The sequence below is a fragment of the Streptomyces sp. NPDC041122 genome (genome assembly GCF_055592445.1).
Window position 1 is genome coordinate 595,989 of record NZ_JBVIYQ010000003.1, and the last position, 14,013, is coordinate 610,001.

Annotated in this window: 19 protein-coding genes; 11 read left to right on the forward strand and 8 right to left on the reverse strand. The window is 67.6% G+C overall.

Annotated elements, in window-relative coordinates; genetic code table 11:
* Window positions 1-117: 117 nt before the first annotated feature.
* The 4 genes from ACZ6B8_RS15075 to ACZ6B8_RS15090 all read right to left on the reverse strand — a co-directional run bounded on the left by ACZ6B8_RS15075 (window position 118) and on the right by ACZ6B8_RS15090 (window position 2,959).
* The gene (locus ACZ6B8_RS15075; RefSeq protein WP_471607465.1) at window positions 118-471 is read right to left on the reverse strand and encodes an SCO5918 family protein; all 354 of its coding nucleotides are present in this window, start codon (window positions 469-471) and stop codon (window positions 118-120) included.
* A 52-nt stretch (window positions 472-523) separates the two neighbouring features.
* The gene (locus tag ACZ6B8_RS15080) at window positions 524-844 is read right to left on the reverse strand and encodes a CBS domain-containing protein (protein ID WP_471607466.1); all 321 of its coding nucleotides are present in this window, start codon (window positions 842-844) and stop codon (window positions 524-526) included.
* A 46-nt stretch (window positions 845-890) separates the two neighbouring features.
* Window positions 891-2,453 carry a DEAD/DEAH box helicase gene (locus tag ACZ6B8_RS15085; protein ID WP_471607467.1) on the reverse strand — a complete coding sequence of 521 codons (1,563 nt, stop codon included), beginning with the start codon at window positions 2,451-2,453 and terminating at the stop codon, window positions 891-893.
* A gap of 302 nt (window positions 2,454-2,755) precedes the next feature.
* Entirely contained in the window at window positions 2,756-2,959 is a 204-nt protein-coding gene (locus ACZ6B8_RS15090; RefSeq protein WP_471087271.1) for a cold-shock protein, read from the reverse strand.
* A 506-nt stretch (window positions 2,960-3,465) separates the two neighbouring features.
* On the opposite strand from ACZ6B8_RS15090, the gene ACZ6B8_RS15095 reads away from it, so the two are divergent.
* Window positions 3,466-4,683 carry a serine hydrolase domain-containing protein gene (locus tag ACZ6B8_RS15095; RefSeq protein WP_471607468.1) on the forward strand — a complete coding sequence of 406 codons (1,218 nt, stop codon included), beginning with the start codon at window positions 3,466-3,468 and terminating at the stop codon, window positions 4,681-4,683.
* A 348-nt stretch (window positions 4,684-5,031) separates the two neighbouring features.
* On the opposite strand, the gene ACZ6B8_RS15100 is transcribed toward ACZ6B8_RS15095, so the two are convergent.
* The gene (locus tag ACZ6B8_RS15100) at window positions 5,032-5,337 is read right to left on the reverse strand and encodes a hypothetical protein (RefSeq protein WP_471607469.1); all 306 of its coding nucleotides are present in this window, start codon (window positions 5,335-5,337) and stop codon (window positions 5,032-5,034) included.
* Between the two features lie 1,487 nt (window positions 5,338-6,824).
* Between ACZ6B8_RS15100 and ACZ6B8_RS15105 the strand changes: the two genes are divergently transcribed.
* Genes ACZ6B8_RS15105 through ACZ6B8_RS15115 form a run of 3 tightly spaced genes read left to right on the forward strand, consistent with a single transcriptional unit; the run spans window position 6,825 to window position 7,931 of the window.
* Entirely contained in the window at window positions 6,825-7,091 is a 267-nt protein-coding gene (locus ACZ6B8_RS15105) for a hypothetical protein (protein ID WP_471607470.1), read from the forward strand.
* Window positions 7,088-7,585, forward strand: a complete 498-nt coding sequence (locus ACZ6B8_RS15110; protein ID WP_471607471.1) for a hypothetical protein — start codon at window positions 7,088-7,090, stop codon at window positions 7,583-7,585. The genes ACZ6B8_RS15105 and ACZ6B8_RS15110 overlap by 4 nt, the downstream gene beginning before the upstream one ends.
* Window positions 7,566-7,931 (forward strand): hypothetical protein, encoded by a 366-nt coding sequence (locus ACZ6B8_RS15115; protein ID WP_471607472.1) that lies wholly within the window; start codon window positions 7,566-7,568, stop codon window positions 7,929-7,931. Before ACZ6B8_RS15110 ends, ACZ6B8_RS15115 begins: the two co-directional genes overlap by 20 nt.
* A gap of 481 nt (window positions 7,932-8,412) precedes the next feature.
* On the opposite strand, the gene ACZ6B8_RS15120 is transcribed toward ACZ6B8_RS15115, so the two are convergent.
* Genes ACZ6B8_RS15120 through ACZ6B8_RS15130 form a run of 3 tightly spaced genes read right to left on the reverse strand, consistent with a single transcriptional unit; the run spans window position 8,413 to window position 9,681 of the window.
* Window positions 8,413-8,802, reverse strand: a complete 390-nt coding sequence (locus ACZ6B8_RS15120; protein ID WP_471607473.1) for a hypothetical protein — start codon at window positions 8,800-8,802, stop codon at window positions 8,413-8,415.
* Window positions 8,793-9,227: an ATP-binding protein gene (locus ACZ6B8_RS15125; RefSeq protein ID WP_471607563.1), complete on the reverse strand. Its 435-nt coding sequence runs from the start codon at window positions 9,225-9,227 to the stop codon at window positions 8,793-8,795. Before ACZ6B8_RS15125 ends, ACZ6B8_RS15120 begins: the two co-directional genes overlap by 10 nt.
* 46 nt (window positions 9,228-9,273) lie before the next feature.
* Window positions 9,274-9,681 (reverse strand): NUDIX hydrolase, encoded by a 408-nt coding sequence (locus tag ACZ6B8_RS15130; protein ID WP_471607474.1) that lies wholly within the window; start codon window positions 9,679-9,681, stop codon window positions 9,274-9,276.
* A 107-nt stretch (window positions 9,682-9,788) separates the two neighbouring features.
* Between ACZ6B8_RS15130 and ACZ6B8_RS15135 the strand changes: the two genes are divergently transcribed.
* From ACZ6B8_RS15135 to ACZ6B8_RS15165, 7 genes are all read left to right on the forward strand, one after another.
* Window positions 9,789-10,574 carry a GntR family transcriptional regulator gene (locus tag ACZ6B8_RS15135; RefSeq protein ID WP_471607475.1) on the forward strand — a complete coding sequence of 262 codons (786 nt, stop codon included), beginning with the start codon at window positions 9,789-9,791 and terminating at the stop codon, window positions 10,572-10,574.
* A 163-nt stretch (window positions 10,575-10,737) separates the two neighbouring features.
* Complete coding sequence (locus tag ACZ6B8_RS15140; protein ID WP_471607476.1) at window positions 10,738-11,094, forward strand: SCO3933 family regulatory protein; 357 nt, start codon at window positions 10,738-10,740, stop codon at window positions 11,092-11,094.
* A complete protein-coding gene (locus tag ACZ6B8_RS15145; protein ID WP_471607477.1) occupies window positions 11,094-12,470 on the forward strand; it encodes an FtsK/SpoIIIE domain-containing protein in 1,377 nt (458 codons plus the stop codon). Before ACZ6B8_RS15140 ends, ACZ6B8_RS15145 begins: the two co-directional genes overlap by 1 nt.
* An 87-nt stretch (window positions 12,471-12,557) precedes the next feature.
* Window positions 12,558-13,202 (forward strand): DUF2637 domain-containing protein, encoded by a 645-nt coding sequence (locus tag ACZ6B8_RS15150; RefSeq protein WP_471607478.1) that lies wholly within the window; start codon window positions 12,558-12,560, stop codon window positions 13,200-13,202.
* A gap of 30 nt (window positions 13,203-13,232) precedes the next feature.
* Window positions 13,233-13,424 (forward strand): mobile element transfer protein, encoded by a 192-nt coding sequence (locus ACZ6B8_RS15155; protein ID WP_093836421.1) that lies wholly within the window; start codon window positions 13,233-13,235, stop codon window positions 13,422-13,424.
* 14 nt (window positions 13,425-13,438) lie between these two features.
* Window positions 13,439-13,633 (forward strand): hypothetical protein, encoded by a 195-nt coding sequence (locus ACZ6B8_RS15160; protein ID WP_471607479.1) that lies wholly within the window; start codon window positions 13,439-13,441, stop codon window positions 13,631-13,633.
* A 25-nt stretch (window positions 13,634-13,658) separates the two neighbouring features.
* On the forward strand, window positions 13,659-13,901 hold the full coding sequence (locus ACZ6B8_RS15165) for a SpdD protein (protein WP_471607564.1): 243 nt from the start codon (window positions 13,659-13,661) through the stop codon (window positions 13,899-13,901).
* Window positions 13,902-14,013 lie beyond the last annotated feature (112 nt).

A 14,013-nucleotide genomic window follows, 5' to 3' on the forward strand; every position in this document is an offset into this window, starting at 1 on the left:
GGACTCCCGGAACATCCGAACAGCGGCGAGGGCCCGACCGGCGCGTACCGGTCGGGCCCTCGCTGTTGGTTCGTCGGCCTGCGTTGCGTCGGCCTGCGTGCGCCGGCCTCGGGTCGGTCAGGCGGGGACGGGCGCGACCATGGGCGGCTCGCCCAGCAGGGCGGAGGCGTGCTGCAGGGGGCTGAGGCGGGCCGTACCCGTACCCGTAGCCGTGCCCGTCCCCGTGGTCGAGTCCGCGGGGACGGTACGGCAGGTGAAGCCGAGCTGGGTCATGGCGCGGACGACCTCACCGGCGCTGAAGTCGCGACGGTCCTGTCGGGTGATGACCTGGCCGACCTGCTTCACGGGGTAGTGGCGGCGCCCGATGATGACGGACTCACCGGTGACCGGCTCGGGCCTGACGCCCTTCATGCTCTCCAGCACGCCGCTCTTGGTCAGGTCGAACGGGAAGCGGGCGATGACACAACGCATGGGACCTCGCAGAGGAAGGGGCGGTGGAGCCGGGGGGTGGGGCCGACGGGTGTCACGGGCGAGCGGTGTACGTGGCCGGGGCGGGTGCTGTCGCCGGGGCCGGGGCGGCCGGGGCGTCGTCGTACACCCCGCTGCGGGCGCCTATGTCCCGCAGCCGGATCCGGTCCGTGTACCCGGATCCGTCGCGGACGGCGGTGAGCCGGGCACGGGTGACGAAGCCGGTGCGCCGGCTGTCCGCGTCGCAGACGAGCAGATGCCCGACGCGGGCGCCGGCCATGACGGTCAGCGCCACCTCGACCGTCATGTCGTCCCATACCTGCGGCGCGGTCTCCTCGGCGGAGTCCTCCACGGCGACCGTCTGAACCAGCGTCAAAGGAACCTCCTGCAGAGATGGATCGGCTGAGCGGCTGACCGGTCGACTAGGCGGCGCGAGCAGGTGCGGTACGCGCCCGCGCGGCGGACCCCTGCGCGGCGGAGCCCTGCCCGGCGGACGCCGAGGCGGAGGGGGAGCGGCGTCCGGCCGAGGCGGGACGGCGACGGCCGCGGGAGGTGCCGGCGCGCTTGGGCCGCTCGGTCACCGGCGCGGTGATGACCACCGGAACGCCGGAGGGAGCCTGGGCGCCGGTGATGCGGTGCAGCTCGGATTCGCCGGAGCGGACCTGGGTGACCTGCGGCTGGATCCCGGCGTCCGCCATGAGCCGCACCATGCCGCGGCGCTGCTGGGGCGTGACCAGGGTGACGACGCTGCCGGACTCGCCGGCGCGGGCGGTGCGGCCGCCGCGGTGCAGGTAGTCCTTGTGGTCGGTGGGCGGGTCGACGTTCACGACGAGGTCGAGGTTGTCGACGTGGATGCCGCGGGCGGCGACGTTCGTGGCGACGAGCACGGTGACGTGCCCGGTCTTGAACTGCGTCAGCGTGCGGGTGCGCTGGGGCTGGGACTTGCCGCCGTGCAGCGCCGCCGCGCGGACTCCGCTGTTGAGCAGGTCCTGGGTCAGCCGGTCGACGGCGTGCTTGGTGTCCAGGAACATGATCACGCGGCCGTCGCGGGCGGCGATCTCGGTGGTGGTCGCGTACTTGTCGGCGCCGTGGACGTGCAGCACGTGGTGCTCCATCGTCGTGACGGCGCCGGCCGACGGGTCGACGGAGTGGACGACGGGGTCGGACAGGTAACGGCGCACCAGGAGGTCGACGTTCCGGTCCAGCGTGGCGGAGAACAGCATGCGCTGCCCCTCGGGCCTGACCTGGTCGAGGAGGGCGGTGACCTGCGGCATGAAGCCCATGTCGGCCATCTGGTCGGCCTCGTCGAGGACGGTGATGCCGACCTGGTCGAGCCCGCAGTCGCCGCGGTCGATGAGGTCCTTGAGACGTCCCGGGGTGGCCACGACGATCTCGGCGCCGCTGCGCAGCGCGCCGGCCTGGCGTCCGATCGACATCCCGCCCACGACCGTGACCAGCCGCAGCCGGACGGACCGGGCGTACGGGGTGAGGGCGTCCGTCACCTGCTGGGCGAGCTCGCGGGTCGGGACGAGGACGAGCCCCAGCGGCCTGCGCGCTTCGGCGCGCTGCCCGGCGAGGCGGGAGAGCAGGGCGAGGCCGAAGGCGAGCGTCTTGCCGGACCCGGTGCGGCCACGTCCGAGGACGTCCCGCCCGGCGAGCGAGTTGGGCAGCGTCGCGCCCTGGATCGGGAACGGCACGGTGACGCCCTGCCTGCCGAGCTCGGCCAGCAGCGGCGCGGACATGTCGAGCGCGGCGAAGCTCTCCACGGCGGGGAGCGCGGGGGTGATGGTGGTGGGGAGCGCGAACTCGCCCTGCGGCCCGGAGGGCCGACGACCGTAACCGCCGGAGCGGGGGGAGCCCCCACCGGAACGGGTGGACCCGCCGCCGGAGCGGCGCGGAGCCGACGAGCCGAAACGGCTGCCGCCGTTGCCGCCCCCGCCCTTGCCGGATCGGGGGGAACGGTCATTGGTACGCATGCGGTTCATACGGGAACCTTCCTTGATGCGGCACATATCAAGGAATTCCCGCGTGCCGTTCGCCGATGAACGCTGAACGCGCAGAGAACCACAAGTATGAACCGATGGTGAGAAACGGTGGCCGAATCAGAGGACCCGAAAACGAAAAGAACGGATCTCAACGGATCTCGGCCGCCGAAGAAAAAAGAAGTACTAAACCGAGGGGTCGTACCCCTCAGGGGAACACCAGATGTCCCCCGACGCGGAAAACGCATGCAGCTGGGGCCCGCACCCCGAAGGATGCGGGCCCCAGCTGCACGTACGCGTGATGATCAGGCGGGAACGATGTTCTCGGCCGTCGGGCCCTTCTGGCCCTGCGCGATGTCGAAGTTCACCTTCTGGCCTTCGAGCAGCTCACGGAAGCCCTGGGCGGCGATGTTCGAGTAGTGGGCGAACACGTCGGGGCCGCCACCGTCCTGCTCGATGAAGCCGAAGCCCTTTTCCGAATTGAACCACTTCACGGTGCCACTGGCCATGTCTATCTCCTCTGGGGCAGTACATCGGGATCCGCTTCCTGCGGACGCCGTGTCGCCGCGATGATTACCCCGCCCGGAAATGACCGGTAATAAAAAAGCGCTCCGGCCCAGTATGCGACCAGGAGCACTTGAAGTTTCGGGAACCACAACTGCAACTAAGACGACAGTAGCACGCCGCGGCGGCCGGTGCGCGCGGAATATTTCCACGCCGCCCATTATCCGGAAATCCCTCCAGGCGCCCTTACTCAAACCCTCCCTCCGCGGACACAGAATTTCATTCCCGGCCGTTCGCGCAATGGTCGCCGCGTGAGACACCCGAACGATCTCCCCCCGGACCGATCACCCCCGGCGCCACGGCGCGGAGGCCACCGGCAGAGGCCACCGGCGGAGGCCATGGCGCCGAACGAGTGGACTCCGTGCCGCGGGGCCGGTCGGTCGGGCGCGCCTCGCCCGACGAGGTGGTGGTGTTCGCATCGTCCGCCCCCATGTCCGGAAGAGGCGCCCCGATGAGACATCCGAGACGTTCCACCACCCGCCGCACCCTCTGCGCGGCCCTGCTCGCCGCGTCCCTGTGGGCGCCGGCCGCCGTCCACCCCGCCGCGGCCGACCAGCGGCCGGCCGCCGTCCACCCCGACCGGGGCGACTGCCCGAACAGCCTGGGCCACAAGCTCACGTCCCGCCTCGACAAGAGCATGGACGACGTCGGAAGGAAGGCGGGCATCCCCGGCGCGGTCGTCGGTCTGTGGATGCCGGGCAAGGGCTGCTACGTGCGGTCCATGGGCGTCGCCGACACCCGGACCGGCGAGCCGATGGCCGCGGACGCCTTCGTCCGGATCGGCAGCGAGACCAAGACGTTCACCGTCACCGCGCTGCTCCAGCTTGTGGACGAGGGCCGGATCAAGCTCGACGACCCGATCTCGACGTACGTCAAGGGCGTGCCCAACGGCCGCCGCATCACGCTGCGCCACCTCGCGGAGATGCGCAGCGGTCTGTTCCCGTACACCGAGGACGCGGACTTCATCCACGACCTGCTGAGCGACCCGTACCGCACGTTCACGCCGCGCCAGTCGCTCGCGTACGGCTACAAGCACCGCAACACCTCCGCCCCGGGCAAGACGTTCCAGTACTCCAACTCCAACCTCGTCCTGCTGGGCCTGGTGATCGAGAAGGTGACCGGCCGCCCGCTCGCCGACGTCATCCACCACCGCGTACTGCGCCCGGCGCACCTGCGCCACACGCTGTTCCCACAGGGCAACGAGTTCCCCGACCCGCACCCGCGCGGCTACACCGACCAGACCCTGAGCGGTGAGGTCGCGGACGCGACGAACTGGAACCCCAGCTGGGGCTGGGCGGCGGGGGCGATGATCTCGAACCTGCACGACCTGCGGCACTGGGCCGCGTCCGTCGCCACGGGACAACTCCTGAGCCCCAAAACCCAGAAGCAGCGCCTGAAGACCCTTCCGACGGGCATCCCCGGCACCACATACGGCCTGGGCATCCTCAAGACCAACGGCTGGATCGGCCACAACGGCTCGATCCCCGGCTACGAGACGGTGACGGTCTACCTGCCCGCGCAGAAGGCGACCCTCGTCGTCATGATGAACACGGACATCCTGAGCGGCGGCCAGGAACCCTCGACCCTGCTGGCCCGTGCGATCACGGCGGTGGCCACCCCGAAGAACATCTACGACGGCTCGGCGACGGCCCCCAAGCCCGCGAACTAGCCGCCCCCAACCGCGCAGCCACCGACGGCCGGACTCCTCCGACCCGTCACCGGAAAACGCATCAGGGCCACCGACTCACGTGAGTCGGTGGCCCTGATGCGTTACTTCACTGTCGGGGTGGCGGGATTTGAACCCACGACCTCTTCGTCCCGAAGCAACTTGGGCGGAGGTGATGCCTTGGGTTGGTGCGCTCCTCACCTGTGCTGACGGTCCGCAGGCGTTCGCCCGTGTTCGCCGCTGTTCATCGGCGTTGTCACGCAGTTAGACACTCACTCGAGACATGGACCATCTGGACGTTGCTGCGTGTACGGGGTCGCAGAACGGTTGGCACTGCGCGCCTAGGTGAAATCACCTGCCCGGCAACAGTTCCAGAAGCCTGCCTACCCGGTGCCAGCCGCCCACGAAGATCGCGGCCAACACGGAGCAACCGGCGATGAGCCACGGGCGAAGATCGTCGTTCACACCGAGTGCGCGGAGTGCCGAGGCAGCGCCGACGGCTGCCGCCATGGCGGCGGTAATGATGGCTGCCACGTGAACAGACTCGCGGATGGCTGTACGGGTGAGGGAGATGGGAGTGGCCTGCGTTAGGAACTCCTGTGGCAACATCGCTCCGATGCGGCCTGCGGCGCACCGCTCGCCGATCACGGCCAGCATGGCCCCCAGGCGAGGCAGCGCGCCGTTCGGGTCGGCGTCAATTTTCAGAGACTCTGCTCGAAGTGCCCCCACAACCAGGGCCGCGTGTGCCCGTGCTGCTGCCGACCTCGGTGAGCGGCGCGGAATGGTACCGAGGTGCCGATGAGCGTGAAGGACGGCGTCTTCAGCCCTGCGGAGGGCGGAGTCGAAGTCTCGAAGGTGCGAGGCGCGCTCTCCGGGCGGCCGCCGGTAAGCCTCAGCGCAGAGGTGGACGGCGTCTACAGCCCGCAGAGTTGCGCGATTGCGGTATATAGCACCTCGGGCCCAGCGGAGCGTAGCCAACCACCATATAGGTAGTACCAGAATCACAGAGTAAGTGATCACGAAGATGAGGCTGTCCCATCCATGGATGGGCTGATTCCCCATTTCAGGGCGAAGTGACCATAAAAAATACTGTGTTGCCCTTGCTGCGGCCTCGGCCCCAATGGCTGTTGCCAGGTCGCGAAGGATGATTGCCGAAAGCGTGATGATCCTCAGGCCGATCCACATGGCGAAGTAGGCGGCGATGATCGACCCGTAAGGCACTGTCTCCAAAGTTGTCCGCGTCTCCCGTAACACCCTTCGGGTCTGGACGGGCTGGCCCTCTACCCGAAGAGTTTGAAGCGACGCTGCAAACTTGCACAGGCGACCCCTGACGACCCGCTGGTTAACCCGGCGGCGCCAGGCCGAAAGTCCTGACCATGCCTGTGAGATGTAGGAACCTATCTGTTCCGTAGCCGTGTGCACCAAGCTCAAGACGTCCCCCCCCGGGTATCGATGGATCGATGTTGCCGGAGTCGGCCAGAGTCCGCCCCTCGTCTTACGAAAGATCTTGGGCAGGCCGATTCTTCGGCAAGGGAGTCCAACGCGGGTACGAGTTCCGGATGCATCCACGGGACTCTGACTGTTCCAGGAGCCGCACCGAGGCGACGTGGACGGGAAGCGACATCCCCACCGGCCTCAGCCACGCTGCCATGCTGTCGACCAGAGCAAGCCGCCTCGGCCGGGTCGGGGCGACTGCCTGAGCCATCAGCTTGGGAAGCTCGGTTGCCCTACGAGTAGTTGCGCTTCTGACCTGCGGGGGAGCGGGTCGGCACGCCTCGGCGCTGGCGGCTCGTTGCCCGCCGTTCCCCGTGACTCCCCGCCCGACCGGGCACGGATGTGGCACGTTGCAAGCTGAACGTTGAATGGGGCGGTGCTTGGCCGTCTCGAAGCGCGGGAGCTCAGTTCTCCGAGCCCAACCTGACGTTCGCAGTGTCGCAGATCATCTCCGGGCAACCAGGCCAGAGAGGTCAACCATGGGTGTGCCCTCTGTCAGCATTGGTCGCCTCGGGCGCTCGGCGCGCTCATGGCACATGATCGAAAGTTCGCTGCCATGAACTGGCTGCTGTCGCTGACTGTGGTTTCGGTGCCCCCAACTACCCATGTTGGGTAGGATTTTGGCGACCTTACCGACCTCAGGGGGCTTCATGATCGAGATAGCCGCAGCCTTAATCGGCGGAGTGTGCCTACTCGGCGGCGCTGTGATCACTGCTCGATGGACACGCTCACGAGCGAGCGGCAACCAGGAGCCCGCCCCCTTGCCTCCGGGTAGCAACGCGCAGTCGGGCAACAGCACCGACACACCCCGCCCCCCTCGCACCGCAAGCTCGGGCGGCATCACCGTTAACGGTCAGTTCATTGAAACGAACAACGGCATCGTGTCGCAGAACAACTACCGGGACGACAAGAAGTGAGGCTTCCCTCTGCCAACAATGCGGGGTGGCTCGGGATCGCCTATTACGCGTGCGGGGCGGTTTTGGCCATCCTCGTCATGTTGGCTGGCATCGCCGCGATCAATGACTACTTCCCTTACGTCTTGCCGACTCTTGAGGGCCTTATCGCGTACCTGGTGCGCGTATCGTCTGATGAGTACGTCGGGGATTTTGTGCGAGATCGACTACTTGTCTTTGCTGCAATCGGCGTGGTTTTCGTCCTTTGGGTCACACATAAGTGGCCCACCTTGGTCAAAACGATTGGTCAGGCGCTAAACCCTTTTGCTCGAGTCGGAGTGGCCACTGTCTCGGCTGTTGCGGCGGTCCTGATTGCGCTCATCCTGGCTGGTCCGCTTGGTCAGTCCAAGAGCGAAGGTGGCTGCGCCTCATCCTTTCAACTTAGCCTGGACCGTGCGCCATCGTTGGTGAGCAATACGACCTGCGAGGGAGGAAAGCGTGGCCGGAACGGCGATTGATCAGTACATCCAGACCAACAATGGCAGCGTGTTTCAAACGATCTTAAAAAATGAGTCGATTGATGAGGCGACCAAGCAAAATGTACGGAAGCTGGCAGTCTCCTCCCCGCAGATGCTGGCTAAGATCGATGAAATGCTGAAGAAATCGGGTGACGTGAAGTCGGCCGCCGCGTTGGTTCGGGACGCAAGCGACATTCTGACCGGTAAGGGGGACTTGGCAACCCAGTTCACAGATGCGGGCGACGACCCTATGTTTCCCGGAAAAGGTGAACGAGAGCTCCGTAAAGCGGTTGCAAGCCCATTCATTCTTCTCGTCGTACTCATTGCCCTGATCCTCTGGGTGTGACCCCTCCAGAAGCAGTACCGGTCCCGATGACCACTCAGCTTCACCCACCAGCCACCCCAGCTCCCATCCCGTCCGCCGTCGACCCACACACCGTGGAGCGGGCGTGGTTCAGGGGCGTCAAGGTGGAGCGCGCCACTGTACGAACGACCTTGACGCCCCTGGGCCGCGTCTGCTCGGCTCTGCCTGGGTCGACGGTGGACGGGATGGGAGCCCACCACGCTCGCCACGATGCGCTCGCAGCCGGGAACGGCGCCCCCCCACCCGGTGCCGGCCGATCCCCCGCCGGAGGCATGTCCTTGACCGAAGGCCGTGTACGTCAGGTTCTCGACTCATGCCACCAGGCCACCCACACGAAGGGCGGGCGTCGGCGCAGCGGGGCGGAGCGGGCCGAAGGCAGGAGCGGCAGCCCTGGCGGAGCCGTGAGCCCGCCCGGCGGCGCGGAGCGGCGCCGGGCACTTGAACCAGTAGAGAAAGTTGTAACTCAGTCGGTCTGCTGGGGCTTGAAGTCGTGGGCACAGACTGGGAGTTCTGCCGTCTGGCGGTGTGCGAGGGGCAGGAAGAGGACTGGTCGTATCGTCCAGGTGATGCGTGTGCCCGCGTGAGTCACTGAGACCGTGCAGGACTGCATCTGGAGGAGTGCCCTGCGGGTGCGGATGCGGCCCTCGTACAGCCACTCCCAGGCTTCGTTCGAAGCGGTGGCGCTGAGCGCTGGTGAGATGGTGCGGAGGGTGATCGCTACCCACCGGTCCGCCTGGGCTGCTGAGTAGGCGTCGAAGGATGCACGCAGTTGTGGTTCGGACCGGCCGTCCGTCGTCGTGGGTTCTGTCCAGCACTCGCACCAGTAGCCGCGTCGCGGCCCGGTCATTCGCATGGTTGGGCTCCTCCCCGGCCGGCATCGGTGAAGAGTTCCGCGGTGACCGTGTGGCCCTTGTCGCTGTCACGGACGACGACCCGGTGTGCGATCGCGCTGACCATGCCCAGGCCTCTGCCGTGTTCGGCGTCCTTGTCCTGGTGCTCGACCTTCGGCTCGGTTCCGGTGCTCCCGTCGTCCGTGACCGACAGGGCGACCATCTGCGGGGATACCTCGACGGCCAGGGAGAAGCTGCCCGACTGGTGACCGCTGGCCGTGTGCAGGATCGCGTTCGCGCTCAGCTCGCTCACGATCAGTTCGGCGTCCTCCGCCAGGGGCGAGTCACGAAGGATGTCGCGCGTCCAGCGTCGAGCCCGGCTGACCTCTTCAGGGAAACCTGGGCAAGTGAGGCCCCAGACTCGGATAGTGCTCATATACTCGTGCATACAAGTTCCTTCGTGCTGGTAGGCCGCCATGTGCAGCGGGTTCGAGCTAGACGAGTTTGACGCCGTCGTGGGCGCGGATGGCCGGCGGGGATGTCGCGTCGAGTGCGTCCAGGACGCGGATCGCGTATGCCTCGTCGGCGAGTTCGGTGACTTCGTCGCGGGTGGCCCAGCGCAGAGCTCGGGTCTCGTCGCCGGTGGTGGGCGTGCCGTCGGCGGCCTCGCAGCGGAAGACCATGGAGACGATCAAGCCCGTCATGTTCTTGTAGATGCCGGTGAGGGTCGCGGGAAGCGCGATCTTGATGCCGGTTTCTTCAAGGACTTCGCGTTGCAGTGCCTCGGGGATGGTTTCCTCGCGTTCGAGGATGCCGCCCGGGGGCTCCCAGTGGCCGTTGTCGCGGCGCTTGATCAGGAGGGCTCGGCCCTGGTCGTCGACGATGACTCCGGCAACGCTCACGGAGTGCGGACGGTCAGTGCTCAAGGTCCTCGACCCTCCCGAATGGCTAGGCTCTCCACCGTAGCAACAACACTCGCCCACTCGTCTAGATACCTAAAGGAGTACACGTGACGTCACTCCCGAGCCTGCTCGGCGACATTGACCCCACGAGTGATCGTGCGGTCTTTCGACAGATCGCCGACCAGCTGCGCGAGGCCATCGACCGTGGGCGATTCAAGGAGGGGGAGAAGCTGCCCTCCGAAGCCGAACTTGTCGAGCATTACGGCGTCTCCCGGATGACCGTTCGGAACTCCTTCTCTGTGCTTACGGGTGAGGGCCTGGTCCATGCCGAGCATGGCAAGGGCGTCTTCGTACGGCCCCGGCCGCCCGTCCGGCGTCTGGCCTCCGACCGCTTCGCCCGGCGCCACCGTGAGCAGGGCAAGTCCGCCTTCATCGTTGAGGCCGACGCTGCGGGTAGCCATCCCCAGGTCGACAGCCTGGAGGTCAAGGAAGAGAAGGCCAGCCAGGACATCTCTACTCGCCTCGGTTCCGTGCGGCGCGTGCTGGCTCGTCGGCGGCGATACCTGCTCGATGGTCGGCCGGTCGAGTTCGCCAGCTCCTTCCTGCCGCTCGACATCGCACGCGGCACGCAGATCGCCGAACCCAACCCCGGTCCCGGCGGAATCTACGCCCGCCTCGAAGAGCTGGGGCACCACCTCGACCACTTCGAGGAGGAGATCCGGGCCCGGATGCCCTCGCCCTCTGAGGTGCGGACCCTCCGGCTGGCCTCCGGTGTGCCTGTCATCAGCCTGATTCGTACCGCGTACGACACCGAGGGGCGAGCCGTCGAAGTCTGCGACACCGTCATGGCGGCGGACGCATACGTCCTGTCGTACCAGCTCCCGGCCACCTAGGGGCTTCGCGGCCGTGGCGGCGGTGGTCCGCTCCCCGAACTCGAATACGCCAACAGGCATACTCGTATAGACGAGTGGGCAAGTCGTATGGCAACGTGGTCGTCGTTCCCGGAAGTCGGGTTCGAAGACCGCATCTTGTATAGACGAGTAGACGGGAAGAATCTTGCGAACCATCCGTGTGGAAACCTCGGCCGCGACGATCCTGCTTACGGAGGCGCCTGAACCCAAGGTCCGTGACCGTCAGACCGGCGAGATCGCCAAGGACGCCACCAGCGGTGAGGCCTTGATGACGATCGGCGTCGTCTACATCGAGGAGGGGGAGTCGTCGCTGATCAAGGTGACCATCCCGGAGAGCGGGGTCTCCGAAGGGCTGACGCTCGGTGCGCCGGTCTCGCTGCCGGGGCTCGTCGCCCGGCCGTGGGAAAGCGTCTTCAACGGACAGCAGCGGCACGGCATCGCCTACCGCTGCGCCGCCGTCACTCCGGCAGTCTTCCCGGCCGCCATGGAGGCCTCGGCCTGATGACCGACCTGACGACGCTTTTGGAAGTGGGTGGTCCTGTCGCCGCACTCGGCGGCGGGGCCGCCTACACCCGGGCCAACCATCCCGGGGTCTATTGGTCCGCTGTCGGCCTGCCGATGTTCATGGTTCGGCTGCTCAGCTCGTACGGCTCGGTCATGGAGGCCTGCGGCCTGACCGTGGCGCCGTCTCGTCTGCGTGTGCTGGCGGCAAAGGTCACCAGCCGCCGGGAGATCCGGCCTGTGCCGCCTCGTCGCGGACTCATCCGCCCGACCACGACCGGGCTCCGGCTCCGCCTGCGGCTCGCCCCGGGGCAGGAGCCCGCCGACGTCGCTGCCTCGGCCGAACGGCTGCGGCATGCCTGGAGCGTCCACGGTGTGTACGTCACCACGGTGAAGCCTGGTGTCGTCGACTTACGGCTCGTCGGGTACGACGTGTTGCGCAATGTCCGCATGCCGCGCAAAGCCGTGGACGGATTCTTGAAGGTGCCCGTGGCGCTGCGGGAAGACGCGACGCCCTTCGTACGGGACTACCGGGCCGTTCCGCACGGCCTCTGTCTGGGTGCCACGCTGTCCGGCAAATCCATGTACCTGCGCCACCTCGTCACCGGGCTAGCGCGGCAGTCCGTCGCCCTGGTCGGCGTCGACTGCAAGCGCGGCGTGGAGTTGGCGCCCTTCGCCCCGCGACTGTCGGCGCTGGCTACCGACCCCGAGCAAGCCGCCGAGCTGCTGCCCGTGCTCATCAAGGAGATGGAGGACCGGTACGACCTGATCAAGGCCCGGCAAGGGATCGCCCCGGGCACGCCCGACGAAACGATCACCTCCGATATCTGGGGACTTCCGGAGCACGAACGACCCGTGCCCGTGGTGCTGTTCGTCGATGAAGTCGCGGAACTCTTCCTCGTCGCCACCAAGAAGGAGGAAGAGCGGCGGGACGAGATGGTCACCCAGCTCATCCGGCTCGCCCAGCTCGGCCGCGCCGCCGGGATCTACCTGGAGGTCTGTGGGCAGCGCTTCGGCGCCGAACTCGGCAAGGGCGCGACCATGCTTCGGGCCCAGCTCACCGGACGGGTCTGCCACCGCGTGAACGACGAAGCCTCCGCGAAGATGGCGCTCGGTGACATCGCCCCCGAAGCAGTCGGCGCCGCGTGTGCCATCCCTGCCGAACGACCCGGCCTCGCTGTCGCCGGTGACACCTCCGGTGGCTGGTCCCGCATCCGTACGCCGTATCTCTCCCTGTCCGACGCTGCCGAGACCTGCCGCGCGTCGGCCCACATGGTCCCCGACCTGCCCGCGCTGAAGACCTTCCGGCCCCCCGTACCCGCGCAGCCGGTCGAGTCCCCGGCTTCGGTCGTACGGCCGCGACCGGTCACCGGCTGAGCCGCACTCTCCTGCACCCCGGTCGGCGTGACCGTCTCGCGCCACGTCCCTACCCCTGCCATGCCTGAATCCGGAAGGAGCCGCAGCATGCGCGCCCAACTCGCCCGTATCGATGCGGTGCTCGTACAGGCCGTCATCGCGGCAGCCTTGTCCTTCGCCCACCTGCACGACGTCGCCTCGGCGGCCGGACAGGACGGGTGGAAAGCGTGGGCCTATCCGGTCTCGGTGGATCTGTTGCTCGTCGCCGCCTGGCGTCGGCTGCGGACCGGTGAAGCCAAAGCCGCGGGCTGGTGCTGGTTCGTCATCGCGCTCGCGGCCTCCCTCGGTGCGAACGTCGCCACCGCCGGACTGCTCGACATGAACCACGTGCCGGCCTGGCTCCGCATCCTCGTCGCGGGCTGGCCTGCGGTCGCCTTCCTCGGCGGGACGCTCCTCGCGCACTCGACGCCGACACCGCCCGACGAGGTCCGGGAGCAAGACCCCGAGGGCATCGAGGACCAGGAGGACGCGCCCGATCCCGTTCCAGTGCTTCCGCCGCCACCGGCCACCGAGCCCACCCCCACCTCACCCCCTCCGCCCACCGTTGCCGTCCCGGCCGCCCTCATCGACCACGCCCGCAAAGTCGCCACCGAACACCACGCCCGCACCGGCACTGCCATCGACACCACGACCCTGCGCGCCCGTCTCGGCGTCCCGATGCCCATGGCCGACGCCATCGCCGCCCAGCTCTGAAGGCTCGGAACCTTCCGAAGGGAGATCCACATGAGCGCCAACCGTCGCTTCCGCTCCGTCACCCGTATCGGTCCCGTCCAGGTCGGCACGGCGTACGACAACCGTGGCCGCGAAAAGCACACCGCCGCGTGCACGGCCCCGCGTTGCGGCTTCTCCGCCGACTACGACAGTCGCGCCGCCGCCGAACTGGCCGCCCGCACCCACCGCTGCCCCGTCCGCTGAAAGGACCTGCCTCCGTGACCGTCAGCCTGCCGCTCGTGTTCGTCCTCGGCCTCTTCGCCTGGGGAGCGGTCAAGTTCCTCGGCGTCCGCACGTGGATCGTCGTGGTGATCGCCCTGTTCGGCTTCTGGCTTTCGCACACCTTCATGGCCCCGGCCATCGAATTCGGTACGCGCTCCGGCGTGGACGTCGTAAACGGTTCACATGACTAGACGAGTAGGTAAGGAGAACTTCGCCGTGTTCCTGCCCAAGTACCCCGACAGTCCGACGCCGCCGCCCGTCCACCACACGGTGGCCGACCCGAATCCCGTACGACGATCCGCGCCTCAGATCTCCATCACGAGCGGGGCGGTCGTGACCGTCCTCGTCGGAGGCGTCGTGCTGACCGCGCTCCTGGCCGCCGTCGCCGTGACGGCCATCTCCGTCGCGGTGTGCGCCGTCGTCATCCGCTCGATGCTCCGCGACCAGCGGCGGCGCTAGACGCCAGCACTGCCAGACCCCCGGGGCGGCCCGATACCGCCAAGCATCCGCCGCCCCGGGGGCCCTGTCCCTCCTGACTGAAGCCAGAAGGAGAAGCCATCATTACCCGCAC